General features: G+C 65.2%; 22 protein-coding genes and 1 pseudogene. 14 read left to right on the plus strand and 9 right to left on the minus strand.

Annotated features, from left to right (window positions below):
* The first annotated feature begins 41 nt into the window (after window positions 1-41).
* Together CHB99_RS11525 and CHB99_RS11530 are read left to right on the plus strand one after the other, a co-directional pair.
* Window positions 42-2,078: a TonB-dependent receptor family protein gene (locus CHB99_RS11525; RefSeq protein WP_042123655.1), complete on the plus strand. Its 2,037-nt coding sequence runs from the start codon at window positions 42-44 to the stop codon at window positions 2,076-2,078.
* Window positions 2,079-2,374: 296 nt separating this feature from the next.
* On the plus strand, window positions 2,375-3,316 hold the full coding sequence (locus CHB99_RS11530) for an MBL fold metallo-hydrolase (RefSeq protein ID WP_170946378.1): 942 nt from the start codon (window positions 2,375-2,377) through the stop codon (window positions 3,314-3,316).
* A 9-nt stretch (window positions 3,317-3,325) separates the two neighbouring features.
* Here the strand turns inward: CHB99_RS11530 and CHB99_RS11535 are convergent, their stop codons facing one another.
* The gene (locus CHB99_RS11535; RefSeq protein WP_042123653.1) at window positions 3,326-4,342 is read right to left on the minus strand and encodes an AraC family transcriptional regulator; all 1,017 of its coding nucleotides are present in this window, start codon (window positions 4,340-4,342) and stop codon (window positions 3,326-3,328) included.
* A 105-nt stretch (window positions 4,343-4,447) separates the two neighbouring features.
* Here CHB99_RS11535 and CHB99_RS11540 point away from each other — a divergent pair, with 105 nt between their 5' ends.
* The gene (locus CHB99_RS11540; protein WP_042123651.1) at window positions 4,448-6,004 is read left to right on the plus strand and encodes a flavin-containing monooxygenase; all 1,557 of its coding nucleotides are present in this window, start codon (window positions 4,448-4,450) and stop codon (window positions 6,002-6,004) included.
* A 238-nt stretch (window positions 6,005-6,242) separates the two neighbouring features.
* Window positions 6,243-6,899 carry a TetR/AcrR family transcriptional regulator gene (locus CHB99_RS11545; protein WP_052419411.1) on the plus strand — a complete coding sequence of 219 codons (657 nt, stop codon included), beginning with the start codon at window positions 6,243-6,245 and terminating at the stop codon, window positions 6,897-6,899.
* Window positions 6,900-6,989: 90 nt separating this feature from the next.
* Here CHB99_RS11545 and CHB99_RS11550 read toward each other — a convergent pair whose 3' ends face one another.
* The gene (locus CHB99_RS11550) at window positions 6,990-7,889 is read right to left on the minus strand and encodes a proline iminopeptidase-family hydrolase (RefSeq protein WP_042123649.1); all 900 of its coding nucleotides are present in this window, start codon (window positions 7,887-7,889) and stop codon (window positions 6,990-6,992) included.
* A gap of 98 nt (window positions 7,890-7,987) precedes the next feature.
* On the minus strand, window positions 7,988-8,749 hold the full coding sequence (locus CHB99_RS11555; RefSeq protein ID WP_042123647.1) for a LuxR family transcriptional regulator: 762 nt from the start codon (window positions 8,747-8,749) through the stop codon (window positions 7,988-7,990).
* Window positions 8,750-8,926: 177 nt separating this feature from the next.
* On the opposite strand from CHB99_RS11555, the gene CHB99_RS11560 reads away from it, so the two are divergent.
* The 6 genes from CHB99_RS11560 to CHB99_RS11585 are packed head-to-tail and all read left to right on the plus strand — an operon-like array spanning window position 8,927 to window position 15,145.
* Window positions 8,927-9,814, plus strand: a complete 888-nt coding sequence (locus CHB99_RS11560) for a proline iminopeptidase-family hydrolase (RefSeq protein WP_042123644.1) — start codon at window positions 8,927-8,929, stop codon at window positions 9,812-9,814.
* A gap of 3 nt (window positions 9,815-9,817) precedes the next feature.
* Window positions 9,818-10,765 (plus strand): ABC transporter permease, encoded by a 948-nt coding sequence (locus CHB99_RS11565; RefSeq protein WP_042123642.1) that lies wholly within the window; start codon window positions 9,818-9,820, stop codon window positions 10,763-10,765.
* The gene (locus tag CHB99_RS11570; RefSeq protein ID WP_042123641.1) at window positions 10,762-11,619 is read left to right on the plus strand and encodes an ABC transporter permease; all 858 of its coding nucleotides are present in this window, start codon (window positions 10,762-10,764) and stop codon (window positions 11,617-11,619) included. The genes CHB99_RS11565 and CHB99_RS11570 overlap by 4 nt, the downstream gene beginning before the upstream one ends.
* The gene (locus CHB99_RS11575; RefSeq protein WP_042123639.1) at window positions 11,616-12,602 is read left to right on the plus strand and encodes an ABC transporter ATP-binding protein; all 987 of its coding nucleotides are present in this window, start codon (window positions 11,616-11,618) and stop codon (window positions 12,600-12,602) included. Before CHB99_RS11570 ends, CHB99_RS11575 begins: the two co-directional genes overlap by 4 nt.
* Window positions 12,599-13,573, plus strand: coding sequence for an ABC transporter ATP-binding protein (locus tag CHB99_RS11580; protein ID WP_042123638.1), 975 nt, complete (start codon window positions 12,599-12,601; stop codon window positions 13,571-13,573). The genes CHB99_RS11575 and CHB99_RS11580 overlap by 4 nt, the downstream gene beginning before the upstream one ends.
* A gap of 30 nt (window positions 13,574-13,603) precedes the next feature.
* A complete protein-coding gene (locus CHB99_RS11585; protein ID WP_042123636.1) occupies window positions 13,604-15,145 on the plus strand; it encodes an ABC transporter substrate-binding protein in 1,542 nt (513 codons plus the stop codon).
* A 119-nt stretch (window positions 15,146-15,264) separates the two neighbouring features.
* Here the strand turns inward: CHB99_RS11585 and CHB99_RS11590 are convergent, their stop codons facing one another.
* From CHB99_RS11590 to CHB99_RS11600, 3 genes are read right to left on the minus strand one after another with little or no spacing between them, the layout of a single operon-like run.
* Window positions 15,265-16,413 carry an SGNH/GDSL hydrolase family protein gene (locus tag CHB99_RS11590; protein ID WP_042123634.1) on the minus strand — a complete coding sequence of 383 codons (1,149 nt, stop codon included), beginning with the start codon at window positions 16,411-16,413 and terminating at the stop codon, window positions 15,265-15,267.
* Between the two features lies 1 nt (window position 16,414).
* Complete coding sequence (locus CHB99_RS11595) at window positions 16,415-17,551, minus strand: DUF459 domain-containing protein (RefSeq protein WP_042123632.1); 1,137 nt, start codon at window positions 17,549-17,551, stop codon at window positions 16,415-16,417.
* On the minus strand, window positions 17,538-18,923 hold the full coding sequence (locus tag CHB99_RS11600) for an MBOAT family O-acyltransferase (protein ID WP_245655596.1): 1,386 nt from the start codon (window positions 18,921-18,923) through the stop codon (window positions 17,538-17,540). Before CHB99_RS11600 ends, CHB99_RS11595 begins: the two co-directional genes overlap by 14 nt.
* 174 nt (window positions 18,924-19,097) lie before the next feature.
* On the opposite strand from CHB99_RS11600, the gene CHB99_RS11605 reads away from it, so the two are divergent.
* The 4 genes and pseudogenes from CHB99_RS11605 to CHB99_RS11620 all read left to right on the plus strand — a co-directional run bounded on the left by CHB99_RS11605 (window position 19,098) and on the right by CHB99_RS11620 (window position 24,404).
* Window positions 19,098-19,340, plus strand: coding sequence for an exodeoxyribonuclease VII small subunit (locus CHB99_RS11605; RefSeq protein ID WP_042123627.1), 243 nt, complete (start codon window positions 19,098-19,100; stop codon window positions 19,338-19,340).
* Window positions 19,337-20,224 (plus strand): (2E,6E)-farnesyl diphosphate synthase, encoded by an 888-nt coding sequence (gene ispA, locus CHB99_RS11610; RefSeq protein ID WP_042123625.1) that lies wholly within the window; start codon window positions 19,337-19,339, stop codon window positions 20,222-20,224. Before CHB99_RS11605 ends, ispA begins: the two co-directional genes overlap by 4 nt.
* Window positions 20,225-20,449: 225 nt before the next feature.
* The gene (dxs, locus tag CHB99_RS11615) at window positions 20,450-22,348 is read left to right on the plus strand and encodes a 1-deoxy-D-xylulose-5-phosphate synthase (protein ID WP_042123623.1); all 1,899 of its coding nucleotides are present in this window, start codon (window positions 20,450-20,452) and stop codon (window positions 22,346-22,348) included.
* A gap of 177 nt (window positions 22,349-22,525) precedes the next feature.
* A pseudogene (locus CHB99_RS11620) lies at window positions 22,526-24,404 on the plus strand (TonB-dependent receptor domain-containing protein).
* On the opposite strand, the gene CHB99_RS11625 reads toward CHB99_RS11620, so the two are convergent.
* From CHB99_RS11625 to ribA, 3 genes are read right to left on the minus strand one after another with little or no spacing between them, the layout of a single operon-like run.
* On the minus strand, window positions 24,382-25,188 hold the full coding sequence (locus CHB99_RS11625; RefSeq protein ID WP_042123622.1) for a cobalamin-binding protein: 807 nt from the start codon (window positions 25,186-25,188) through the stop codon (window positions 24,382-24,384). The pseudogene CHB99_RS11620 and the gene CHB99_RS11625 sit on opposite strands and share 23 nt — an antisense overlap.
* Window positions 25,188-25,607 (minus strand): hypothetical protein, encoded by a 420-nt coding sequence (locus CHB99_RS11630; RefSeq protein ID WP_042123620.1) that lies wholly within the window; start codon window positions 25,605-25,607, stop codon window positions 25,188-25,190. The genes CHB99_RS11625 and CHB99_RS11630 overlap by 1 nt, the downstream gene beginning before the upstream one ends.
* Window positions 25,604-26,221, minus strand: a complete 618-nt coding sequence (gene ribA / locus CHB99_RS11635) for a GTP cyclohydrolase II (RefSeq protein ID WP_042123618.1) — start codon at window positions 26,219-26,221, stop codon at window positions 25,604-25,606. Before ribA ends, CHB99_RS11630 begins: the two co-directional genes overlap by 4 nt.

Raw genomic sequence — 26,221 nt, forward strand, 5'->3', positions numbered from 1 at the left:
TGCCAAACCGAACGACTACAAACTGAAGTAAGGAGCGCGCGATGCGCCGTATCCATTTGCTGAGCCTGGCTGTGAGCCTGGGCCTGATCCCTCTTGCATCCGCCGAGCAAGTTGAACTCGGAGAAACCCTGGTCAACGACGAGTACCGCAAGGACCCGACCGCGCCAACCATTAGCGAAAAACGCGCCGATTTCTCGCGCATCCCCGGCGGTGCCGAGGTGGTCGACGCCGAAACCTACAAGACCGGCCGCAGCAGTACCCTGCAGGATGCTCTAGGCCTGGCCACAGGCGTACTCATCCAGCCGAGGTTCGGCGCAGAAGAATCGCGGCTGTCGATCCGTGGTTCCGGCCTGCAACGCACCTTCCACGGCAGGGGCCTTTTGCTGATGCAAGACGGTGCTCCGGTCAACCTGGCCGACGGCAGCTTCGACTTCCAGACCATCGAACCACTGGCCACCGACCACATCGAGGTGCTGCGCGGCGCCAACGCCTGGCGCTACGGCGCGGCCAACTTGGGCGGCGCAATCAACTTCGTTACGCCCACCGGCAAGACCGCGCCACCGGTAGACCTGCGCTACGAGGGCGGCAGTTTTGGCTACCAGCGCCGCTATGTTTCTTTTGCCCAGGACTTTGGTGACTGGGATGGTTTCGTGAGCCTGTCCGATTCAAACCAGGATGGCTACCGCGATCACGCCAAACAGGATAACCAGCGCTATTTTGCCAACCTTGGCGGGCGCATCAATGAGCGCCTGGCCACTCGGTTCTACCTGACCCATGTGGAGAGCGACTCCGATCTGCCCGGTAATCTGACCAAGGCACAAATGCGCAGAGATCCCAAGCAGGCGTCAGCAGCTAGCATCAGCGGCGATCAGCAACGTGATTTCCTCCTGAACCGCGTCGGCAACATCACCACCTTGCAGCTGGAAGGTGGCCACAGCCTGGAACTGTCGACTTACTACAGCGAAAAGTCGTTGTTCCACCCAATATTCCAAGTACTCGATATCAACAGCGAAGACTATGGAGCGCGACTGGCCCACAAGTGGCAGAACGAACAAGGCTGGCGGTCGATCGTTGGTGTAGAAGCCAGCCAGGGACGTAACTGGGACTCCCGCTATATCAATGTTTCCGGGCACAAAGGACGCAAGGTTAACGAACTGCACCAGACCGCGCGCAACCTCAATGCTTTCGGCGAACTGGAGATCCCGGTGGCCGAGCGCTGGGCGCTGATCGGTGGTGCTGCGTGGCTGCATCAGCAACGCGAAGTAGACGACCGCCTCAAGTGCAACGCTTTCGTCTCGGCGTTTTGCCTACCACAAGATGAGTCGTTCAACGCCACCTACCAGGGTTATATCGGTCGCATCGGTGTACGCCATGATTTAGCCGAAGGCGTGCAGATGTTTGCCAACCTGAGCCAAAGCCTGGAACCGCCGACCTTCAGTGAACTCACCGGCGGCCAGGTGGTGACCCAGAACGACGAGCAAAAAGCCAATACCCTGGAAGTCGGAATGCGTTGGTCGCGTGAAACCCTCGACCTGGACCTCGCGGTGTATCGCAGCGAAATCCATGACGAACTGCTCGCACTCAATGACAGCAGTGGCCAGCCACTGGGAACAGTGAACGCCGAGCATACGATTCACCAAGGTATTGAATTGGGCGCAACCTGGACTCTTGGCCAGTTCGTCCTACGCGGCCAGTACCTGCTCAATGACTTTCGCTTCGATGGTGACAAGGTCTATGGCGATAACCGCCTGGCCGGTGTCCCACGGCAATTTATCAAGGGCGAAGCCTTGTGGCAGTTGCATGGTTGGTACGTCGGGCCGACATTCGAGTGGGTACCCACTCATTACAACGTGGACCACGCTGAAACCTTGTATGCCGATGGCTATGCAATCTGGGGCCTGAAAGGTGGTTATCGGCCGGCGACAGGACTGGGCTTCTTCGTTGAAGGGCGCAACCTCTCCGACAAGACCTACGTCGCTACGACTGGGGTGATTGCCGACGCCAAGGGGCAGGACAGCGCTCAATTTCTCCCAGGCGATGGGCAAAGCGTGTTCTTTGGACTGGAATGGCGGATGTAAAATCGCTATCGCCCCCCATCCTCGTGACGGTGCTCTTGCGGCCACCGTCACGAGGATGGCCGCGTTACCCCTTGGATCACGCACTCTTTCAGGCAGTCAGCGCAGGCTTTGCATTCGGCGTGCTTGTTCTCGTCCTTACGGCGTTGCATTTCGCAACGGGCAAACACGCCGGCGATATAGCACACCAGCACCACCACTCTCGCCAATCACGCCACATTCACGCGCCAAATCCTGTTTCCTGACGGCGCCAACTTTGTAGTACCTAATTACCGCTCGTCTGAGTGGAGATCACCAGAATGTCCAGCGTGAATGCGAGCAGCGACAGAAGCCGGTCACCACTGCCTGTCGAATGCCTGGAGTTCGGCCGTGTATCGGTGTTCTTCGGCGCAAAGAACGGCAAGTACCCGGATGGCAATCAAGTGATCGTTCGCGGTTCGGACACCCTCGCGGCCTTCGACACCCCGATCGTCGCGAACCATATCGGCCCCCGGTTCGACGCGACCGAACTGGTGGTCATGGGGCATGTGCACGAAGACCATATGGCCGGCCTTCACCGTATCCCCAATGCTCGTGTCTACGTGCATGAGGCCGACCTCGAAGCGGCACGTAGCTGGGAGGGGATGCTCGCCACCTTCGGTATCAGCGACGAAGCCCGCGCTCAGGAGACACTGCAAAAATTCCAGCGCGAATTCTTCTACGCTCCCCGTCCAGACGCGCTGGGCTATACCGATGGCGCTTCCTGGGATGTCGGTCAGTCCACCATCCACGCCATCCACATGCCCGGCCACACCGCGGGACACACGGCGCTGCTGGTCGAGCCGGAGGGTGTTCTTTTTATCGGCGACATCGACCTGACCGGCTTCGGACCTTATTACGGAGACGCCAGTTCCAACCTGCAGGACTTCCGACGCAGCCTGGCACGCCTGGCGCAGATACCGGCGAAGGTCTGGGTCACATCGCACCATCGCGGCGTCTATACCGATCATGCACGCTTTCTTCATGATCTCGCCGAGTTCACCGGCAAACTGGAAAAACGCGAACAGCAGTTGCTCACCTGGCTGAATGAGCGCGCGCAGACATTGCCGCAACTGGTCGAGAAGCGCCTGCTGTATCCACCCGGCTATGACGCGGCCTGGGTAGCGGATGCAGAGGCTCGGACCATCCTCCAGCATCTGGACGAACTACGGGCTCAGGGCCGGATTCAAGTAGACGCCAGTGGCTTCTATTCCCTGGCCTGAATCGTGCCGTCAAGGCCGCTGTGCTCGCCGCCATGCCGCCGGCGAGCACCCGGCCCACCGCTGAAATGCGCGAATGAACGCGGCGGACTCCGCATAGCCGAGCGACGCGGCCACTTGCTCCACCGACTGCTGCGAATCGCCAAGCAGCCGGCGTGCCCGCGCGAAGCGCGCCTCGTCAAGCAACTGACGAAAACTGCTGCCCGCCCCCGCCAAACGAAAGCGCAGCGTACGCTCCGCGATGCCCAATGAACGTGCCACTTCATCGGCAGCAGGAAATCCTTGCTGAAACAGTGCCAGATGACTTCGAACCTGGGCCGCCAGGTCAGCATTGTCCGGCTCATGGGACTTGCCCCTCAGCCACTCCTCGCATTGTTCACGGTAGTAGACGTGCGCCGTGGGATCCGCCGTGAGCAGGCGGCTCTGAAGCACGTCATTGCGCATCCAGATACGCGCGCGATCGCTTCCAAAGTGCATCGGGCAGCCATAGAAGCTGGCATAGCTCCCCACATTCGGCGGCGCCGGATATGGCACCTCCACTCGCGTGGCAATCCCCTTCCTGCCCTGCGTGGATAGAAGATCGAGAATCAGCTTGTAAGTACCCGCCATCTCGACGTCGATCAAAAAGCGGCGCCCCGGTTCTGGCAGATCGAGCGGATCGAGACACAGCGCACTTTCACGCTCACCGGGGACGAAACTCAACGGGCTGAACAGGAACGTCTGTTGCTGATAGCGCAAGCCGCACTGCAAAGCGGCGTAGGCCGTCTCGCTGGTCAGTAACAGGAAACTGACCGGCCCATAACCGGCGAAGCCGAAGGCCTGCCCAAGCTCAAGCCCCTGGTCCAGCCGCGGCAGTCTTCTGGCCAGGTCGCACATCAGCCGCAGCGCCAATCCCCGCTCGATACGCCCACCGGGGGCCAACTGCGCCTCGGTCAGTCCATGGTCGGCCAGCAGAGGAGAAAGATCCTGCCCCTGGCTGCGCAGGGCATTGAACAGGTAGAGCAGCGCAAGTACGGGTTGGGTTGTCATGAGCGCCTTGCCGAAAAGATCAATTTTCCCCGCGACACTAACATACCCACACAAAAACAAAGCCCATTAAATGGACGTCACGCACAACAACAATGGAGCTGTCTCATGAATGCCCGTCTAACCCATTCGTCGCCTACTGCCTGCGCCTCGCCACTGCATGTCGAGGTTGCGATCATCGGAGCCGGTTTCGGTGGCCTTTGTACTGCCATCCAGTTACTCGAACGGGGCGAGAGAAATTTCCTGCTTCTGGAGAAAGCCGACGAAGTCGGCGGCACCTGGAGGGACAACAGCTATCCCGGCGCCGCCTGCGATGTCCAATCGCACCTGTACTCGTTCTCCTTCGCCGGTAAATCGGACTGGACCCAGCGTTACGCACCCTGGCATGAGATCCAGCAATACATTCTCGACACCACCGAACGGTATGACCTGCGTCGTTACATTCGCGGCAACAGTGAAGTCTGCGCGGCGCACTTCAATGACTCGACCGGCCGCTGGCACCTGAGTACCACCCGTGGCGATGAGATCGTGGCGCATCATGTAGTCCTTGCCTCGGGACCCCTGCACGTCCCCTCGATGCCCAGCCTGAAAGGCATGGAACGCTTCAAGGGCAAAACCTTTCATTCGGCGCAATGGGCCCACGACTATGACCTCAAGGGCAAGCGCGTCGTCTCCATCGGGACCGGTGGCAGTGCCATTCAGTACTGCCCGGAAATCGCCCCCGATGTTGAAAAGCTGTACGTTCTGCAGCGCAGTCCCGCCTGGGTCATCCCTCGCGACACCCGAAAGTATCCGCAATGGCAGAAAACCTTGTTCGCCCGCTTTCCACTCCTGCGCAAACTGCACCGCGCCCGCCTGTACTGGACCAATGAATCGCGCGTGTGGCCGATCTTCACACCCTGGCTGGCGCGGCGCCTGCAAAGCCTTGCCGCGTTCTTCATCCGGTGCCAGGTACGTGATCCGGACCTGGTCCGTCGCCTCACCCCTGACTACGTCCTCGGCTGCAAGCGCCTCCTGATCTCCAACAAGTGGTATCCGATGTTCAACCGGGCCAATGTCGAACTGATCGACGACGGCATCGCCGAGATTCGAGAGCACTCGGTAGTGATGCGAAGCGGTCGCGAGTTGCCGGCCGACTGCATCATCTACGGCACGGGCTTTCAGGTCGACCCGCGCCTGTACATGAAGGACTTTCCCTGCAGCGGACTGCCGGGGCGCCAACTGATGGACGACTGGAAGGACGGTTCCGAGGCCTATCTGGGCATACATGTTTCCGGTTACCCGAACCTGCACCAACTGGTCGGTCCAAACACTGCGTTGGGCCACAACTCGATCCTCTTCATGATCGAGGCACAGGTGAACTACATTCTTGACGCGATGCAGGCAGTGCGCACCCGCGGCGCCGACTACCTGGATGTCCGGCCCGACGCTCAACGTCGCTTCAACGAAAGGGTCCAGGACGCGTTGAAGAACACCGTCTGGACCTCCGGCTGTGTCAGCTGGTACCAACAGAGCGACGGCAAGAATTTCGCGATGTGGCCCTGGTCCACCTGGCGCTACTGGCTCGCCACCCGGCGGCTGCCACGCCAGGACTACAACTTCCAGCAGTGCACTCCGTCAAAACAGCCCACCCCACACACAACGGAAACGCTGGAAACGGCCTGAGTCGCTCTCGCCAGTGAATGCACGGAGCGCCCCCCGGACATTCACTGGCATGACCTGTATTGGCCGCGAAGCAAGTGCCGGCCAGAAGCGGCGCCAGGCTACTGCCGTAGAGCAGCGCCATCGGCAAAACCGGCTCGCTATATAAATTTGAATACAGCGAGCCCTCTACTACCGCTGTATATTTTTGTATATTTCGAGTCCCGCCCCCGGTCCTGTCGGTACCCAGAAGGAATTCGCGATGTACATCATGCCGTTCGATCCCCGCCTCGATGCACCGCGGGCTGCCAGCACGCCCCCTGGCGAGACCGACGATTCGGTCCGCCGCACCATCCTCGATGCCGCCAGCGAGGCCTTCGCCGACAAGGGCTACGCCGCGACCAAGGTCGCCACCATCGCCGAACTGGCCGGGCTGCCGAAGTCCAACGTGCACTACTACTTCAAGTCTAAGGAAAACATCTACGCCAAGGTCCTGGAGGACATCGCGCCCTCTTATCTCGATGCCTGCATGCCGGTGACGGACGCTGACGAAACGCCGATCGAGGCACTGACCCAGACCCTGCTGCGCATGATCCGCCTGTTCGAGCGCCAGCCGTTCGCCGCCAAGGTGTTCATGGCAGAGCTGCGCGAAGGCGCGCGGCGCCTGCCGGGGGAATTCTTCACGCGCTGGACGGTGCAGACCCAGAAGAGCCTGGCCGACATTCGCCAGTGGGTCGATCGTGGCCTGCTCGCCCCCGTCACCCCGGAACACGCCCTGCTGACCATCTGGGCCATGGCCCAGTCCTGCGTCAGTCGCGGCTGGCAGATGCCCGGGCTGTCCGGCGAGTCGATGGACTACGACGCGGCGGCGAGCAATGCCGCACGCCTGCTGCTGGGCGGACTGATGCCGAGGTTGTAGGCGCCACAAAGAACTCAGGCCCACCGGGCGAAACGCCACGACAGGCCTGAGCAAGGGAAAAAAACTGGCCGCCAGGCGGCCAAAGGGAAATCAGAGATTCTCGTCGAGGAAGGTCACCACGGTGCCCATGCACGCCACTCGTTCTTCGACGTGCGGCATATGGCTGGAGTTCTCGAACAGCGCCCAGCGGATCCCCGGGATGATGTCGATGAACGGCTTGACCACCAGCGGGGTAGCTTCGTCGTAGCGCCCGGAAATCAGCAGGCACGGCACGTTGATCTTGCCCAGGCAGTCGAGGACGCTCAGGTCCTTGGTGTTGCCGATGATGTGGAACTCGTTCGGGCCGGCCATGGCGCGGTACACGGTCGGATCGGCATCGACCTGCTCGAAGGTCCGCACCACCTCGTCCGGCCATGGGTCCAGGCGGCAGACGTGACGGTCGTAGAACACCCGGGTAGCGGCAATGTATTCCGGGGCACTGAAGTCGCCCGTGGCTTCGTGGCGCAGCAGGGTTTCCTGTACTTGCGGTGGCAGTTCGGCGCGCAGGCGGTTGGCTTCCTCGACCCAGACACGCATGTCCACCGGCGAGTTGGCGATCACGAAGCAGCGCAGGCCCGCCGGGCGGCGTGCCGCGTGCAGGCTGCCGAGCATGCCGCCCCACGACTGGCCGAGAACCGCATAGCGCTCCTGGATACCCAGGTGTTCGAGCAGGTTGTCCAGCTCGTCGAGGAACAACTGCGGCGTCCAGAACGACGACGGCTTGTCCGGCAGGTGGGTCGAGCGGCCGTTGCCCAACTGGTCGTAGTGGATGACGGGATAGCCACCGGCGGCGACATCCTTGTAGGCGTCGACGTAATCATGGGTGCAGCCCGGCCCGCCATGCAGGATGACCAGCGGAGTGCGTCCGCACTCCAGGTCACCGGTGATGCGGTACCAGGTCTGGTAGCTGCCGAAAGGGGCAAAGCCTTCACGCGATTTGATGAGTTCCATTTCATCGGGCTCCGTGTGAATTTGTAGGACACACGATAGCCGCCAGCGCGTCAGTGCATAACTAGAGAATTCTCTAGGTTTTCGCGATTTTTCCGCCGTCAGATATCAAGAAGCCGGTAATGCACGGCACGGGCTACCGCTTGCACGCGATTTCTTGCACCAAGTTTGTGCATGGCCGACGTCAGGTGCAGGGAGATGGTTGCCAGCGAGCGGTTCAGCTGTTCGGCGATCTCCGCCGCGGTCAGGCCCTCGGCGGCCCAGCGCAGGCATTCCAGTTCGCGCCGGGTGAGGCGGATGGCCTTGTTCGCGCCTTCCTTCAATAGCAGCGGATAGGCGGCCTCCTGCAGGGAATGGGCGAGCAGGCTGAAGTCGGAGAGAAAATGACGGGCTTCGGCCAGGTCGCGTTCGCTGGTGTGGGTGCGCAACCCCGTCAGGGTGGCGAGGCCGCCGCGGGGCAGGTGGATGGGCACGGTGACACCGCAGCCCAGCTGGGCATCCTGCAGGTAGCCGCTGACGGGGGCATGGCGGCGGTCGAGGTGGCGTTGCAGGACGGTCTCGTCCTCGGGCCGGTAGGACCAGACGAATGGCGCAATCGAGGTGATCGCCAGGTGCTGCACCGGGTCTATCTGGTAGTAGCCCTCGGAGCACCAGAGGTCTTCCCAGTCAGCGGGGGTATTGCGCACGCTGACCACGGTGGGTGTGAGCACTTCGCCCACGTGGTCCAGCGGGACCGCCGTGTAGTCGTAGGACAGGGCGTCGAAGCCCAGTTCCGCCGCCACCTCCGCGGCGACGTCCATCTGTTCGTCCAGGCTCCTGCCAGACAACAGACGGGCATTGAGATCAGCCAGCTTGGCCCGCATTCCTTGCTCTCCCTGTGTGTGTACCCCTGCCAGATTTCCATCTTGAAGTCCGCCAAGTAGAATGCCACGGCTCGGCGCGGGACTGCCAGACGAAACCTATAGGAAATACTAGCTTGTAGGCGAAGCAATCTCCTGCGCAGGGTATAGCCGAATACCATTGCCGACAGGAGAGTAGCGATGTGGCGTGAGATCCAAGCAGACCAGCAGTTCGACGTTTCGGTCGATGGCCATAATCTCGTGGCCTACAGCTACGGCGAAGGCGACGAGGTGCTGCTGCTCCTCAACGGCGGACCCGGCCTGCCCTGCGACTATCTGCGCGATGCCCATTCATGGCTCAAGGACAAGGGACTGCGCGTGGTCGCCTTCGACCAGCTCGGCACCGGCGCGTCCGACCGCCCCGACGATCGCTCCCTGTGGAACATCAGCCGCTACGTCGCCGAAGTGGAGACGGTGCGCCAGGCCCTCGACCTCGGCCGCGTGCACATGCTCGGGCATTCCTGGGGCGGCTGGCTGGCGATCGAGTACGCCATCCATCACCCGCAAGCGTTGAAAAGCCTGATCCTGGAAAACACCGTCGGCGACATCCCGCACCTGTCCAGCGAGCTGGACCGCCTGCGCGGCGCCCTCGGCAGCGAAACCGTGGCGATGATGCAGCGCTTCGAAGCCCTCGGTCAGCTCGACCACCCGCAGTACCAGGCCGCCATCACCCTGCTCAACTACCGCCATGTCTGCCGCCTCGACGAATGGCCGGCGCCGGTCCAGCGCTCCCTGGGCGACTGGAACATGGGCCCGTACTGCACAATGCAGGGCCCCAACGAGTTCCTCTATACCGGCAACCTGAAGGACTGGAACCGCCTGAAGGAGATGGGCGACTTCCGCATGCCGGTGCTGATCACCACCGGCCAGCACGACGAGCTCACCCCGGCCTGCGCCATGCGCATGAAGCTGGCGCTCGAGGAGGCCGAGCTGCAGGTGTTCCCCAACAGCAGCCACATGCCGTTCTACGAGGAGCCCACGGCCTACTTCCCGGTATTGCTGGACTTCCTCCAACGCAACCGGGGCTGATCGATGAACCTGGCGCGCTACCGCTTCGTTCTCACCCGCCCGCTGCAACTGCTGCCGGTGCTGTTCGGCATCAGTGTCATCACCTTCGTCCTGGTCCGCTCGATTCCCGGCGACCCGGCCCGGGTACTGCTCGGGGCACGGAGCACGCCGGACGCGATCCAGAAGATCCGCGCCCAGTTCGGTCTCGACGAGCCGATCTGGGTGCAGTACCTGTACTTCCTGAAGAACCTGCTCAACGGCGATCTCGGCCAGTCGCTGCTGTACCGGGTCGATGCCCTGAAGCTGATCTCGACACGGATCGAACCGACCCTGATGCTGGTGGCCGGCAGCGTGCTCCTCGCGCTGCTGATCGCCGTGCCGCTGGCCACCGTCGCCGCGCGCAACAAGGGCGGCTGGGCCGACAACCTGATCCGCCTGTTCACCACCGCCGGCCTCGGTCTGCCGGCGTTCTGGCTGGGGCTGATGCTGATCCTGCTGTTCAGCGTGCACTGGGGGCTGTTCCCGGTGTCCGGCTATGGCCGCGAGTGGCCGGAAAAACTCCACCACCTGGTGCTGCCCTGCCTGACCATTGCCCTGGCCCTCTCGGCGGTACTGGTACGCAACCTGCGCGCCAGCATGCTCCTCGAACTGCAGGCCGACCACGTCACCGCCGCCCGCGCCCGCGGCCTCTCGGAAAGCGCCGTGTTCCGGCGTCATGTGCTGCCCAACTCGATGGTGCCGACGGTCAACCTGCTGGCGGTGAACATCGGCTGGCTGATCAGCGGCACTGTGGTGATCGAGGCCCTGTTTTCCCTGCCCGGCATCGGCCAGTTGCTGGTGCGCGGCATCTTCACCCGCGACTACATGGTGGTCCAGGGCGTGGCCATGGTCCTGGCCTGCGCCACCGTGGCGGTGAACTTCATCGCCGACGTGGTGACCACCGCCATCGACCCGCGGGTGAAGATCCAATGACCAGCCCGAGCGTCACCCTGCCCGCGCGCTGGCGCCTGCGCTGGAACCTCGGTGATGGTCGCCTGACCCTGTATTGCGGTCTCGCCATCGTTCTCGGCTGGGGCCTGCTGGCGCTGTTCGCGCCCTGGGTCGCGCCCTACGATCCACTGCAGCAGAACGGCGACCTGCGCCTGCTCGCACCGACGCTCGCGCACCCTTTCGGCACCGACAACTTCGGCCGCGACATCCTCTCGCGGGTAATCTGGGGCGCCCGCATCGACCTGCAGATGGCCCTGATCGGGGTGATCTTCCCGTTCCTCCTCGGCACCTGCATCGGGGCGATTTCCGGCTACATCGGCGGGCGTTTCGACGCGGTGTGCATGCGCCTGATCGATATCGTCCTGGCCTTCCCCTTCCTGGTCCTGATGCTGGCGATCATGGCCATCCTAGGCCCCGGCCTGAGTAGCTTCTACATCGCCATGGCCCTGGTCGGCTGGGTGTCCTACGCCCGGCTGATCCGCGCGCAGATCCTCGTGCTCAAGGAAAGCGATTTCGCCCTGGCCGCGAAGAGCCTCGGTTTCAGCCACCGGCGCATCCTCTTCGGCCACCTGATGCCCAACGCCCTGTTCAGCTCGGTGGTGTTCTGCATGTCCGACGCCGTGCTGGTCCTGCTCAACGGCGCCGCGGTCAGCTACCTCGGCCTCGGCGTGCAGCCGCCCACCGCCGAATGGGGCACGATGGTTGCAGAAGGTCAGAGCTTCATCACCAGCGCCTGGTGGATCTGCACCTTCCCCGGCCTGGCCGTGGTGACCCTGGCGATGGGTTTCAGCCTGCTCGCCGACGGCGTCGCCGAACGCCTGGGAGACCGTTCATGAGTACCGCCCTGCTGCGCGTCGAAGACCTCAGCGTGATCGCCCGTGTCGACGGGCGCGATATCGCGGTGGTCGATCGCCTGTCGTTCAGCCTTGGCCAGGGCGAGATCCTCGGTCTGGTGGGCGAGTCCGGCTCGGGCAAGACCATGGCCTGCCGCGCGCTGATGCGCCTGCTGCCCTCGCCCGGCCTGCGGGTCGAAGGCACGGCGGTACACCTGGCCGGGAAGAACCTGCTGCAACTGGACGAGGCCGGCATGCGCCGGATGCGCGGTGGTGAACTGGGGATGATCTTCCAGAACCCGAGCAGCCACCTCGATCCGCTGATGCGCATTGGCGAACAGATCGCCGAAGGCATCCGCCTGCACCAGGGCGCCTCGCGCCGCGAAGCGCGGGCCGAAGCCATCGAAGTGCTGCGCCAGGTGGGGATTCCCGATCCGCAGTCGCGGGTCGACAACTATCCCCACGAGTTTTCCGGCGGCATGCGCCAGCGGGCGATGATCGCCGTGGCCCTGGGCTGCAGCCCCAAGGTGCTGATCGCCGACGAACCGACCACGGCGCTGGACGTCACCGTGCAGGCGCAGATCCTCCGCCTGCTGCTCGACCTGCGCGACCGCCGCGGCCTGTCGATCATCCTGATCAGCCACGACCTCGGCGTGGTCGCGCAGAGTTGCGACAGCATCGCCGTGATGTATGCCGGGCGCCTCTGCGAACACGGCAGCAAGACGCAGTTGCTGGCCCGGCCGCAACACCCGTACAGCGCCGGCCTGCTCGCCTGCCACCCGGCGGCGGACAGTGGCCAGCGCCTGATGAACACCATCGGCGGCCAGCCACCGCTGCTGGGCGCCATGCCCGCGGGCTGCCGCTTCGGTCCGCGATGCGCGCAGGCCTCGACGCGCTGCCGCGAGCACCTGCCGGAACTGCGCGAGAGCGAACCCGGCCATCGCCTGGCCTGCCACACACCGCTGCTCGCCGGAGGCTGGTCATGACCACGCTGTTGCAGGTCAAGGACCTGCGGGTGCAGTTCCCCGCCGCCGGCGAAGGCCTGTTCAGCCTGCGCCCACGCAAGGTCAGCGCGGTCAATGGCGCCTCGCTGCGCCTGGCCGCCGGGGAAACCCTCGGCCTGGTCGGCGAGTCCGGCTGCGGCAAGAGCACCCTGGCCCGGGCCATCCTCCACCTGGCCCCGGTGGCCGACGGGCAGATCCTCTTCGACGGTATCGACATGGCGCACGGCAGCAAGGCCGATATCGCCCGCCTGCGCCGTGAAACCGCGATGATCTTCCAGGACCCGTACAGCGCCCTGAACCCGCGCCAGCGCGTCGGCGAGATCCTCGCCGAAGTGCTGCGGGTGCAGCGCAAGGTGACGGACGATCAGATCGCCACGCGGGTTGCGCAACTGCTCGAACAGGTCGGCCTGCGCCCCGAACTGGCCGAACGCAAGCCGCGCGCCCTCAGCGGCGGCCAGTGCCAGCGGGTCGGCATCGCCCGCGCCCTGGCCATCGAGCCGCGGCTGATCGTCGCCGACGAATGCGTCGCCGCCCTCGACGTGTCGATCCAGGGCCAGATCATCAACCTGCTGCTGGAACTGCGCGAACGCATGGACCTCGCGCTGCTGTTCATCACCCATGACCTCACCGTGGTGCGCCGCCTGTGCGACCGCGTGGCGGTGATGTACCTGGGGCGGATCGTCGAGGAAGGCCCGGTGCACGAGGTCTTCGCCGCGCCGCGCCACCCGTACACCGCCGCGCTGATCCAGTCCATCGCCGATATCGACCCGGCCCGCCGCCTGCCCGAGCAACCACTGCCGGGCGAGCCGCCGAGTCCGCTGCACCTGCCGAGCGGCTGCGCCTTCCATCCCCGTTGCCGGCATGCCCTGCCGGCCTGCCGGGAAAACGCACCGCCGACCCATTCGCTGGGCGCGCGGCAATACGCCTGCGTCCATACTGAGCCGCTGTTCTGATCCAACAACATCGTCAAATGGAGCTTGAGCATGAAACCTGGAGCATTGAAGTTACTCACCGCCGCCCTGCTGGCCGCCAGCGCCCTGACCACCGGCGTGGCCCATGCCGCCGGCGTACTGACCATCGGTTGCCGTGAGGAAAGCACCACCTTCGACCCGATCAAGAGCGCGCAGAACCGCGACAGCTGGGTCTTCGGCAACGTCTACGACGTGCTGGTCCGGGTCGACAACTCGGGCACCAAGCTGGTACCGGGCCTGGCGGAAAGCTGGACGATCTCCGACGACGGCCTGACCTACACCTTCAAGATGCGCAACGCCAAATTCTCCGACGGTTCGCCGATCACCGCCGAGGATGGCGCCTTCACCCTGCTGCGTATCCGCGACAACCCCGGCTCCATGTGGGCCGACGCCTACAAGGACATCGCCGACGCCAAGGCGGTCGACGCCCACACCCTGGTGGTGACCCTGAAGAGCAAGTCGGTGCCGTTCCTCTCCCAGTTGAGCACGGCCAACCTGTCCATCGTGTCGAAGAAGGCCATGGAGCGCATGGGCGAGGACGCCTACGCCCAGGAGCCGGTGACTTCGGGCGCCTTCCGGGTCAAGGAATGGGTGCATGGCGACCGGGTGATCCTGGAGAAGGATCCCAACTTCTGGGAGGCCGACAAAGTCAGCCTGGATGGCGTCGAGTGGATCTCCATTCCCGACGACAACACGCGCATGCTCAAGGTCCGGGCCGGCGAGCTGGACACCGCGATCTTCGTGCCGTTCTCCCAGGTCGACGAGCTGAAGAAAGACCCGAGCCTGAACATCCACAGCGACCCGTCGACCCGCGAAGACCACCTGCTGATCAACCACTCCAAGGGCTTGCTGGGCAAACAGGAAGTGCGCGAGGCCATCGACCTGGCGATCGACAAGAAGGCGCTGGTCGACACCGTCACCTTCGGTCACGGCGAAGTCGCCTACTCGTACATTCCGAAGGGGGCGCTGTACCACAACGCCAACAACCTGCAGCGTCCGTTCGACCCGGCCAAGGCCCGCGAACTGCTGAAGAAGGCCGGCGCCGAAGGCCTCAAGGTCAACTATGTGGTCAATGCCGGCAACGAGGCCGACGAGCAGATCGCCGTGCTGGTGCAGAAGCAGTTGAAGGACGTCGGCATCACCGCCAACCTGCAGAAGGTCGACCCCACCGCGAGCTGGCAGATGCTGGTGGACGGCGACTACGACCTGTCGGTGATGTACTGGACCAACGACATTCTCGACCCGGACCAGAAGACCACCTTCGTGCTCGGACATGACTCCAACGAGAACTACATGACTCGCTACAAGAACGACAAGGTCAAGGGCCTGGTCGCCGCGGCGCGCCTGGAAAGCGACCCGGTCAAGCGTGGTCAGATGTACCAGGAACTGCAGAAACTGGCGAAGCAGGACGTGAACTGGATCGACCTGTACTACAGCCCGTACATCAATATCTCGCGCAGCAATATCGAGAACTTCACGCAGAACCCGCTGGGGCGCTTCACCCTGGAGGATACGGTGAAGCTGGAGCCTGGCGTCAAAACCGCCAAGAACTGAGTCGTACCCCGGGGACCGCTTTGCGGTCCTTCGCGGGCAAGCCTCGCTCCTACGGGAAGACGCCACCCCCTCGTAGGAGCGAGGCTTGCCCGCGAAAGGCCGCAACGCGGTCCCCGAACTCAGCGCAACCCCAACGCCTTGCGCAAGAATTCATGAAACCCACCCGCACTCCTGCGATACCCCTCCGCCGTCAGGTGAATCAGATCCCCCCGCGCCAATCCCCCGGCCTGCCACTGCTCGATCGAGCACGGCCCGCCCATGAACCCCTGCCAGTCCCAGAACAGCCCACTGTTGGCCTTCGCCACCTCGCGCTGCGCTTCGATGATCCCCGCCAATCCCTGTGGCACCCGCGCCGCGCAGCCCTGGGCAGTGCGCTGCCTGATCGAGTCCGGCGGCCCGAGCAGGACGATCAGCGCCCGTGGCAACTGGCGGCGCAGGTCGCCCACGATGCGGGTCAGTTGCTCGCGGTACTGCAGCGGATCGAAGCGCGGGTCGAAGGCTTCATTGGTCCCGTACTCCAGGATCAGCAGATCCGGGCGCAGCGCCTTGAGGGTTTCCTGCCAGCCCGCCTGCCACTTGTCCGTCACCGTCAGTTGCGCGCCATTGATACCCAGCGCGGACAGGGTCACACCGGCATTCTGCTGCCCCTGGACATACCAGCCGCCCAGCGCCAGCCCCGCCGGCGCCTCCACCGACAGTTGCAGCGGCAGACGCGCATTGTTCAGCAGCGGGCTGAAGCGCCACTGCCCAGCGGTGGCCGCCAGCATCACGCGGCGATCCGGGTTTTGCCCGTCGCGGGCCTCCAGGCTGGCGTGCCGCTGCGCCTGGTACAGCGCGGAAACCCGATAGCGCTGCTCATCCGGCTGGCGCGCCTCGATGCGCACCGTGGCCTTTTCCACCTGCGGCAGCGCCAGGTAGCCCCCCAGCGGGAACTGCTCACTTTGCTGATTGCGCGCCGACAGCTGTTTCCATTGCGCTTCGGCCGCCTTGAGCACGACCTGCTCGTAGCGGGTGCCGGCTACCGGCACGGCCGAAATCAGGCCGATACCGCCATCGCCATGCTCCTTCTGCAACAGCCGGCGCAGCTCTGCGCTGAACAGGTCGGCGGCGGTATGCGAGTCGCCGAGCTGGACGACGTTCACCGGCGCCCGGGCCGCCATGCGCAGCTTGCCGGCGAACAGCCCGAGGTTGCCGTCGCGGCTGATCGCCTGGGCGCCGCCCACGGGCAGCAGGCAGGCGAGAAGCAGCAGGGAAAGCAGTCGACGCATCTCAATGCCCCGTCACGTCAGGTCCGGGAAAGGCGATCAGGGCCAACACCTGGTTGGCGATCAGCTTCTGCCCGGGAATGGTGAAATGAATGCCGTCGTCGGCGCGGGTGCGTAGCTGCCCGCCCTGGCCGTTGTGAACGGTAGAAGAAAACTCGTCGGCCTTGTAGCCGAGCACGACGTTGGCCGACACATAGTGCTGGCCATGGCGCTGCGCCTGCTCGCGGTACAGCTCGCTGAGATAGGCCATCGCGGTCGACAGCCGCGGCTGACGCATGTTCGGCGGCCCGACCCAGATCACCTGCACACCCCGCTCGCGGGCCTGGTCGAGGATGGCATCGATGCGCTGGCGATAGGTCAGTTCCCAGGCCGGGGTCTTGAAGCGCAGGAACGGCTTGCCCTTGCCCTGGGGCATGTCCCAGGGGTCGTTGGGACCGAGGAAGACCACCATCAGGCGCACCCTGGGGTGCTCGCGCAGCGTCCGGGCGACGGTCTGCGGCCAGTTGAAAAAGCCCGGATAGGCCAGCCCGGTGCTCTGCCGGCTGAGGTTGATGCTGCGGATGCCGTAGCGCTTGAGCAAGGTGTTGGCCAGGTGCGGAGCGACACCCTGCATCATCGAATCACCCACCAGGAAGACTTCGTCGCTGGCGCGCAGGGTGACCCGCGGCGAGTTCACGATGCCCGGCAGCGGCTGGGCGATGAGCGGTTGGCCTGGCGCGGCGGCAGGGGTCGCTACCGGCTTCGGCTTGACCGGCTGCGGCTTGGCTGGCAACGGCTTGGTTGGCGGCCTGTCGAGACTGACCGTCACCACCGGGATATTCGGCGGCAGGTCCACCGTCACCGGTGCCGGCGGTAGCGGCGCCGCAGGCGGCGGCGTTTCGCCGCGCTGCGCGTTCAGGCTGTCGAAGAAACGCTCGCGGGCATCCACCAGGGCCTGGTTGAGATTGCCGCCCAGGCGCCAGAGCGGGTTCTGCCCCAGCAGCGGCAACTCGCAGCTCCGGTGGTACTGCTGCTGGCAGTACAGGTCCAGCGACTGCTGGTTCAGCCAGGCCAGCAGCACAGCGCTGATCAGCAGGGCATACAGCACCCGCGCCGCGCCCAGCTGCGTGCGCAACAGCTGGCGATTGTCAGAAACCGGCATAGATGAAACCCGGTACGCCGGACGGTGCGGCGAAGATGACCAGCGCAAGGAACAGCGCGAACGGCAACGGGTAGAACGCCCAGGGCAAGCGGGTACTGGCGCCGAACCCAGCGCGCAGCAGCGTCAGCGTCGAGGGATAGATCGCCAGGACCAGCGCGCAGGCCAGCACCAGCAGACCGCTGTCGCCGAGCAGATCGGCAGCCGACAGTCCGTTCAGCATATCCAGCGCGCCATCCAGGCTGGTGCTGCGGAAGAACACCCAGGCAAAGGCCACGTAGTGGAAGGTCAGCATCCGCGCGGGCCAGGCCATTCCCGTCCCCTTCGGCAACAGGCGCGCGTAGAGCTTGTACACCGCCAGGCCAACGCCATGCAGCGCGCCCCAGATCAGGAAGTTCAGGCTGGCGCCATGCCAGAGCCCGGACACCAGCATCGCCAGGAACATGTACAGCGTCGCCAGCCAGGCACCATGACGATTGCCGCCCAGCGGGATGTACACGTAGTCGCGGATGAAGCTGGACAGGCTGATATGCCAGCGCGTCCAGAACTCGCGCAGATTGCGCGCGACATAGGGCGCGTCGAAATTGCGCGGCAGACGATAGCCCAGCAGCAGCGCGAGCCCGCTGACCAGGTGCGTGTAGCCGCTGAAGTTGAAGTAGATCTGCAGGCTGTAGCCGTACACCGCCAGGAGGACCTGCGCCGGGGTGAAGTTGCCCGGCGTCTCGAACACCGGATCGACCCACTCGCTGCCCAGCCAGCCGCTCAGCAGGAAGACCTTGACCACCGCCAGGGCGATCAGCCCCAGCGCCCGCTGCGGCTCCAGCACCTGACGCAGTTGCCCGGCGCGGATCTGCGGCAGCAGGTGCGTGGCACGGTTGACCGGACCGGCGATCAGACTGGGGAAGAACGCCAGGTACAGGGCCAGATCCAGCGGCGGCACCGGTGCCAGCTCACCGCGGTTGATCGAGACCACGTAGCTGACGGAATGGAAGGCATAGAAGGAAAAACCGATCGGCACCAGCACCTGCAGCACCGGCAGCGACACCGTCAGGCCCAGCCCGGCCAGCGCGGCCTGGACGCCGCCGACCAGCAGTTCCTGGTACTTGAACAGGTAGAAGCAGCCGAGCACCAGCACCAGCAGTGCCAGGTAACTGAACCAGCGCCCCGGACAGCGCGCCGCCAGCAGCCCGAGGCCGTACACCGCCAGGGTGTAGGCGAACAGCACATACAGGGCGAAGGGGCTGAAGCTGGCCGCCAGACCGTAACTGGCGGCCAGCAGCACAACGTTCTGCAGCCGCGTGCTCCAGCACAGGCTCCAGTACAGGACGAAGAAGACAATGAAGCACAGAGCGGATTCGATCGACAGGAGGCTCACAACGTGGTCCATCACGCAACGGCGGAAGGGATGCTCTGGACGCCGAGCGGGCGCGATTATGGCAGAGAGCCATGAGCCCTCACAACGCGGGCGCCGCAATGCGACCACCGATTTGCCCCGGATGCCCTGCTCTGCTAGTGTCGCGCCGTTCCGACCGCCACCGAGACAGACGCCATGGCCCGAAAAAAAGCCGCCATCGATTTCGAGCAATCCCTCGCCGACCTGCAAGCCCTGGTCGAGCGCCTGGAGAACGGCGAACTGTCGCTGGAAGACTCGCTGACCGCCTTCGAGCAAGGCATTCGCCTGACCCGTGACTGCCAGGGTGCCCTGACCCAGGCCGAGCAGAAGGTGCAGATCCTTCTGGAGCGTGACGGCGAACTGGCCGCCGAGCCCTTCGACGCGGACCCGGCGCAATGATCGGCAGCTATCAGGCGCAATCCCAGGCACGCGTCGATGCCGCCCTGGAGCCGCTGTTCCAGGCCCCGTCGGTGGAACTGGAGCGCCTTTACCAGGCCATGCGCTACAGCGTGATGAACGGCGGCAAGCGCGTTCGCCCGCTGCTCGCCTACGCCGCCTGCGAGGCACTGGGTGGCCACGCCGAACAGGCCAATGGCGCGGCGTGCGCGGTGGAGCTGATCCATGCCTACTCGCTGGTCCACGACGACCTGCCGGCGATGGACGACGACGACCTGCGGCGCGGCCAGCCAACCACCCACAAGGCCTTCGACGAAGCCTGCGCGATCCTCGCCGGCGACGGCCTGCAGAGCCTGGCCTTCGACGCCCTGCTCGATCCGCGCCTGAGCACCCTGAACGACGCCACGCGCCTGGCCATGGTGCGCACCCTGGCCAAGGCCGCGGGCCCGGCCGGCATGGTCGGCGGCCAGGCCATCGACCTCGGCTCGGTGGGGCTCAGGCTCGACCAGACGGCCCTGGAATTCATGCACCGGCACAAGACCGGCGCACTGATCGAAGCCAGCGTGCGCCTCGGCGCCCTGGCCAGCGAGCGTGCCGGGGACGCCGAACTCGATGCCCTGCAACAGTACGCCCAGGCCATCGGCCTGGCGTTCCAGGTGCAGGACGACATCCTCGACGTGGAAAGCGATACCGCGACCCTGGGCAAACGCCAGGGCGCCGATATCGCCCGCGACAAGCCGACCTACCCGGCCCTGCTCGGCCTCGACGCGGCCAAGGCCTATGCCCTCGAACTGCGCGACCAGGCCCTGGATGCTCTGCGGCCGTTTGACGCAGCGGCCGAGCCGCTGCGGGCGCTGGCCCGCTACATCGTCGAACGGCGCAACTGATCCCCGCACGCCCCCATTGCCCCTGTAGGAGCTGGCTTGCCTGCGAAGGACCGCGGCAGCGGTCCCAGACCTCACCGCGATAGGGACCGCTGCGCGGTCCTTTCGCAGTGGTTCGTCACACGACAAGCCAGCTCCTACAGCGGAATGGGCTGCGCCCCATTGAATGGGCAGCCTCTCCCCAATGGGGTAAACTGCCGCGTCTTCAAACCTATAACGACTCGCCTGATGCCCACGACGTTTCAAGAGATCCCCCGCGAACGCCCGGTCACGCCGCTGCTCGACCGTGCCGATACGCCAGCCGGCCTGCGTCGTCTGGCCGAAGCCGACCTGGAGAACCTGGCTGACGAACTGCGTCAGGAACTGCTCTATACCGTCGGGCAGACCGGCGGGCACTTCGGTGCCGGCCTGGGCGTCATCGAGCTGACGGTCGCCCTGCACTACGTCTTCGACACCCCGGACGACCGCCTGGTGTGGGACGTCGGGCACCAGGCCTATCCGCACAAGATCCTCACCGGTCGCCGCCAGCGCATGAACACCCTGCGCCAGAAGGACGGCGTCGCCGCCTTCCCGCGGCGCAGCGAGAGCGAGTACGACACCTTCGGCGTCGGTCATTCCAGTACCTCGATCAGCGCCGCGCTGGGCATGGCCATCGCCGCCCGCCTGCGCAACGAGTCGCGCAAGTCCATCGCGGTGATCGGCGACGGCGCCCTGACCGCGGGCATGGCCTTCGAGGCGTTGAACCACGCCCAGGAAGTCAACGCCGACATGCTGGTGATCCTCAACGACAACGACATGTCGATCTCGCGCAACGTCGGTGGCCTGTCCAACTACCTGGCCAAGATCCTCTCCAGCCGCACCTACGCGAGCATGCGCGAAGGCAGCAAGAAGGTCCTCTCGCGCCTGCCCGGCGCCTGGGAAATCGCCCGCCGCACCGAAGAGTACGCCAAGGGCATGCTGGTCCCCGGCACCCTGTTCGAGGAACTGGGCTGGAACTACATCGGCCCCATCGACGGCCACGACCTGCCGACCCTGATCGCCACCCTGCGCAACATGCGCGACCTCAAGGGCCCGCAGTTCCTGCATGTGGTGACCAAGAAGGGCAAGGGCTTCGCCCCGGCCGAGGTCGACCCGATCGGCTACCACGCGATCACCAAGCTGGAGCCGGTGGACAAGCCTGCCGCCGCGCCGAAGAAGGCCGGCGGACCGAAGTATTCCGCGGTGTTCGGCCAGTGGCTGTGCGACATGGCCGCCGCCGACGAACGCCTGGTCGGCATCACTCCGGCGATGAAGGAAGGCTCCGACCTGGTGGCGTTCAGCGAGCGTTATCCACAGCGCTACTTCGACGTCGCGATTGCCGAACAGCACGCCGTGACCCTGGCCGCCGGCATGGCCTGCGAGGGTTCCAAGCCGGTGGTGGCGATCTACTCGACCTTCCTCCAGCGTGCCTACGACCAGTTGATCCATGACGTCGCGGTGCAGAACCTCGACGTGCTGTTCGCCATCGACCGTGCCGGCCTGGTGGGCGAAGACGGCCCGACCCATGCCGGCAGCTTCGACCTCTCCTACCTGCGCTGCATCCCCGGCATGCTGGTGATGACCCCGAGCGACGAGAACGAACTGCGCCGCATGCTCAGCACCGGTCATCTGTACGACGGTCCGGCGGCGGTGCGCTACCCGCGCGGCAGTGGTCCGAACGCGACCATCGAGAACACCCTGGAACCGCTGGAAATCGGCAAGGGCGTGATCCGCCGCCAGGGCAGCAAGGTCGCCCTGCTGGTGTTCGGCGTACAGCTGGCCGAGGCCCTGAAGGTCGCGGAAAAGCTCGACGCCACCGTGGTCGACATGCGCTTCGTCAAACCCCTGGACGAAGCCCTGGTGCTGGAACTGGCCGGCAGCCACGAACTGCTGGTGACCATCGAAGAGAACGCCATCATGGGTGGCGCCGGTGCGGCGGTCAGCGAGTTCCTCGCCCGCGAAGCGCTGATCAAGCCCGTGCTGCACCTGGGTCTGCCGGACGTCTACGTCGAGCATGCCAAGCCGGCGCAGATGCTCGCCGAGTGCGGACTGGATGCCGCCGGGATCGAGGATTCGGTTCGCCAGCGCATGAATCTGCTGGGCCTGTAACGACCGGCTTGCGCGGTCTTTGTAGGAGCTGGCTTGTCGTGTGACGAACCACTGCGAAGGACCGCAGTAGCGGTCCCAGAACTCACTGCTATCTGGGACCGCTTCGCGGTCCTTCGCAGGCAAGCCAGCTCCTACAGAGCAAGCCACGCTCCCACAACAATCAGACTCTTCAATTTCATGAATCTCCCCCGCCTTGCCCCGCTCCTGCTCTGCCTCCCCACCCCGCTCCTCGCCGCCCCCCCTGGACCGCGACGCCGCCCTTAAGCTCCCCGACGTGGTGATCAGCGCCAACCGCCAGGTCGAGGATCGCAACCAGTCCAGTGCCGCCAGCACGGTCTTCACCCGCGACGACATCGAGCGCCTGCAGCCGGACAACATCACCGACCTGCTGACCCGCGTCCCCGGCGTGCAGGTCGCGCGCACCGGCGGTCGCGGCAGCCTGCCGGGGATCTTCGTGCGCGGCACCAAGGCCGCGCAGACCCTGGTGCTGGTCGACGGCCAGCGCATCGCCAACACCTCGTCCGGCGACAGCGCCCTGCAGTACCTGGATGTCCAGCAGATCGAGCGGGTGGAAGTGCTGCGCGGCTCGCGCTCGGCGATCTACGGCAGCGATGCCATGGGCGGGGTGATCCAGATCTTCACCCGGCGCGGCGCGGAACAAGGCCTGCAAGGCCGCATGCGGTTCGCCGCGGGAAGCCGGCAGACCTTCCAGCGCAGCCTCGGCCTGTCCGGCGGTGACGGCCGCACCCGCTTCAGCCTGGGCGCCAGCCTGGACGAAAGCGCGGGCATCGATGACACCCGCCAGTCCTTCTCCAGCGACAGGGACCATGACGCCTATCGCAACCGGTCGCTGAGCCTGAACCTGGCGCACGCGTTGAACGACGACGTGGAGGTCGGCGCGAGCGTGCTGGATAACCGCGGTCGGCGGGAGTTCGACAGCCCCTACGGGCTCTACATCATTGACACCGGTGAGACCCGCCCGCAGGCGCCCTACACCGATTTCACCGTCAGCAGCGTCAACACCTGGCTCGCCGCGCAGGTGAACGAGCGCTGGCATACCCGCCTGGAACTGGGCCACAGCGAAAACCGCGACCGCAGCCGCGACAAGCTCAATGCGGTCAACGACGTGTACAACACCTACCGCGATTCGCTGACCTGGCAGAACGACCTGACGCTGAACGACCAGCACAGCCTGCTGCTCGGCGGCGACGCCTGGGTCGACCGCCTGCACGCCAGCACCGATTTCACCGAGGACAGCCGCTGGAACCGCGCGGTCTTCGTCCAGCACCGCTTCCAGGGCGAGCATTTCTCCACCGAACTGGGCCTGCGCCGCGACCGCAACCAGCAGTTCGGCGGGCAGAACACCTGGAGCGGCAGCCTGACCCTGCCGCTGAACGTGGACAACGACCTGCTGCTGTCCTACAGCGAGGGCTTTCGCGCACCGACCTTCAACGACCTGTACTACCCCTTCGCCGCCAACCCGAATCTCAAGCCCGAGCATTCGAAGAGTTATGAAGTGCAATGGCGCAGCCAGTTGAGCGAAGACAGCCGCCTGGAAACCTCGCTGTACCGCACCGACCTGCGCGACGCCATCGTGTTCCGCGATACCGCGCCGTACAACGTCAGCAAGGCGCGCATCATCGGTTTCGAGACGACCCTGAAGCAGCAGTGGTTCGGCTGGCAGAGCCAGTTGGGCCTCGCCCTGCTGGACCCGCGCGACCGGGAAAACGGCCATACCCTGGAGCGTCGCGCGCGTCGCACCCTGAGCCTTGACCTGGACCGTCAGTTCGATCGCCTGGGTCTCGGCGCGTCCTGGCAGGCCGTGAGCGGCAGCTATGCCGACGCGGCCAACCAGCGCAGCCTCGGCGGCTATGGTCTGCTCGGGGCCCGCGCCAGCTGGACGCTGACCCCGGAGCTGCGCCTGGACCTGAAGGTCGAGAACCTGCTGGACAAGGACTATGCCCGCAGCCAGTACAACTTCGACGGCAGCTACTACGGCTACCGCGAGGAAGGCCGCGGCTGGATGCTCGCGATCAACTGGACGCCGGAGCTCTAGCCAGCACCTCGCACAGCCTGGCGGTGGCCTCGATCATCTGCCCGCTGGGGCGCTCCAGGCCCTTGTCCGGCACCACCAGCAACTGGCCGTCGCGCACCGCGCTGACCTGCGGCCAGTTCGCCCAGCTCTTCAACTGCGCCGGGTCGCCAGCCACGATCACCTGCGGATCGCGCAGCAACACGCTCTCGATGCTGACCTGCGGCGCGGGCAGCTTGAGGTCGTCGAACAGGTTGCGCGCACCGCAGACCTTCAGGGCATCGCTGATGATCTGCCCGCCACCGATGGTGTACAGCGGCTTGTCCCACACCTGGTAGAACACCCGCCGCGGCTGCTCTCGGCGATAACGCTGGCGCAGCGCGTCGAGCCGCGCCCGCAGTTCGGCGGCGCGCTGCCGCCCGGCTTCGGCGCGACCAAGGTGTTCAGCAATGCTGGCAATCTGCTCGACCAGGCTGTCGAGGTCATGGGCTTCGGCGCTGTACAGCGGGATGCCAAGGCGCTCCAGCTGTGCGCGCTGGGCCGGCGGCACGCTGGCCGGCCAGAGCAGGATCAGGTCGGGCTTGAGGCTGAGCAGGCGTTCCAGATCGAGCTGGCCGTAGCGCCCCACTGAAGGCACCTGCGCCAGCACCGCCGGGCGCTCCCCGGCATCGAGTACGCCCACCAGCAAATCGGCGGCCTGCAGTTCGATCACGATTTCTGTCAGGGACGGCGCCAGGCTGACCACCCGCGGCGCCGCCGCCAGCGAGCCGGCGCACGCCAGCAGCACCAGCAGGAGAAAGCCGCGCATCAGGCCAGCTGACGCGGGATACGGTAGAGGTAGAGGATCACCACGCTGGAGATCGCCAGGAGAACCCGCGGCACCGCCTCCAGACCGACGAACACCGACAGTGCGGCGACCCAGGCCGGCAGGCAGGCGAACAGCATGCCCAGGCGGCGCGTCCGCGCCAGTTCGATCCAGGCCGCCGGTTCGGCGTCGCTGTCCAGGGCCTTGCCGGTGGCGATCAGCGCATGCTTGTAGGCACCGAAGCGCGGCAGGGTAAGAAACATCGAGGCCACGCCACCGATGAACATCGGCATGGCCAGGATCGGAATGATCGGCTCAGCGCCGCCGAAGACCCAGGCGAATACCAGCAGCGGTACCAGCGCCACCGCCAGGTACTGCCACCAGGCGAGGGTCAGGCGGGCGCGAACCTGGCCGCGGGTCACGCCCGACCAACCTCGCCCTGGTGCTCATTGCCCATCATGTGGCCGAGCTTGCCGGCCTTGGTCGCCAGGTAGTGCTTGTTGTGCGGGTTGTGTCCGGTGTGCAGCGGCACGCGCTCGGCGACGACGATGCCCATGTCGGTCAGCGCCTTGACCTTGCGCGGGTTGTTGGTCATCAGGCGCAGCGCGCTGACGCCCAGGTGCTCCAGCATCGGCCGGCACATGGCGTAGTCACGCTGATCGGCGGCGAAGCCCAGACGCTCGTTGGCCTCGACGGTATCGGCACCGCCGTCCTGCAACTCGTATGCGCGGATCTTGTTCAGCAGACCGATGCCACGGCCTTCCTGGCGCAGATAGAGAAGAACGCCACGCCCTTCCCGGGCGATGGCTTGCAGGGCTGCCTCGAGCTGCGAACCGCAATCGCAGCGCTGGCTGAACAGGGCGTCGCCCGTCAGGCACTCGGAATGCAGGCGACCGAGCACCGGCTGGCCATCATCGACAGCGCCGAGGCTGAGCACGACGTGCTCGCGGCCCGTGGCTTCATCGAGAAAACCGTGCATGGTGAAAGTCGCGAAAGGAGTAGGCAGCTTGGAAGCAGCAACGAAAACGACGGGCAC

Source organism: Pseudomonas japonica (assembly GCF_900188455.1).
Classification (GTDB): Bacteria; Pseudomonadota; Gammaproteobacteria; order Pseudomonadales; family Pseudomonadaceae; genus Aquipseudomonas; species Aquipseudomonas japonica.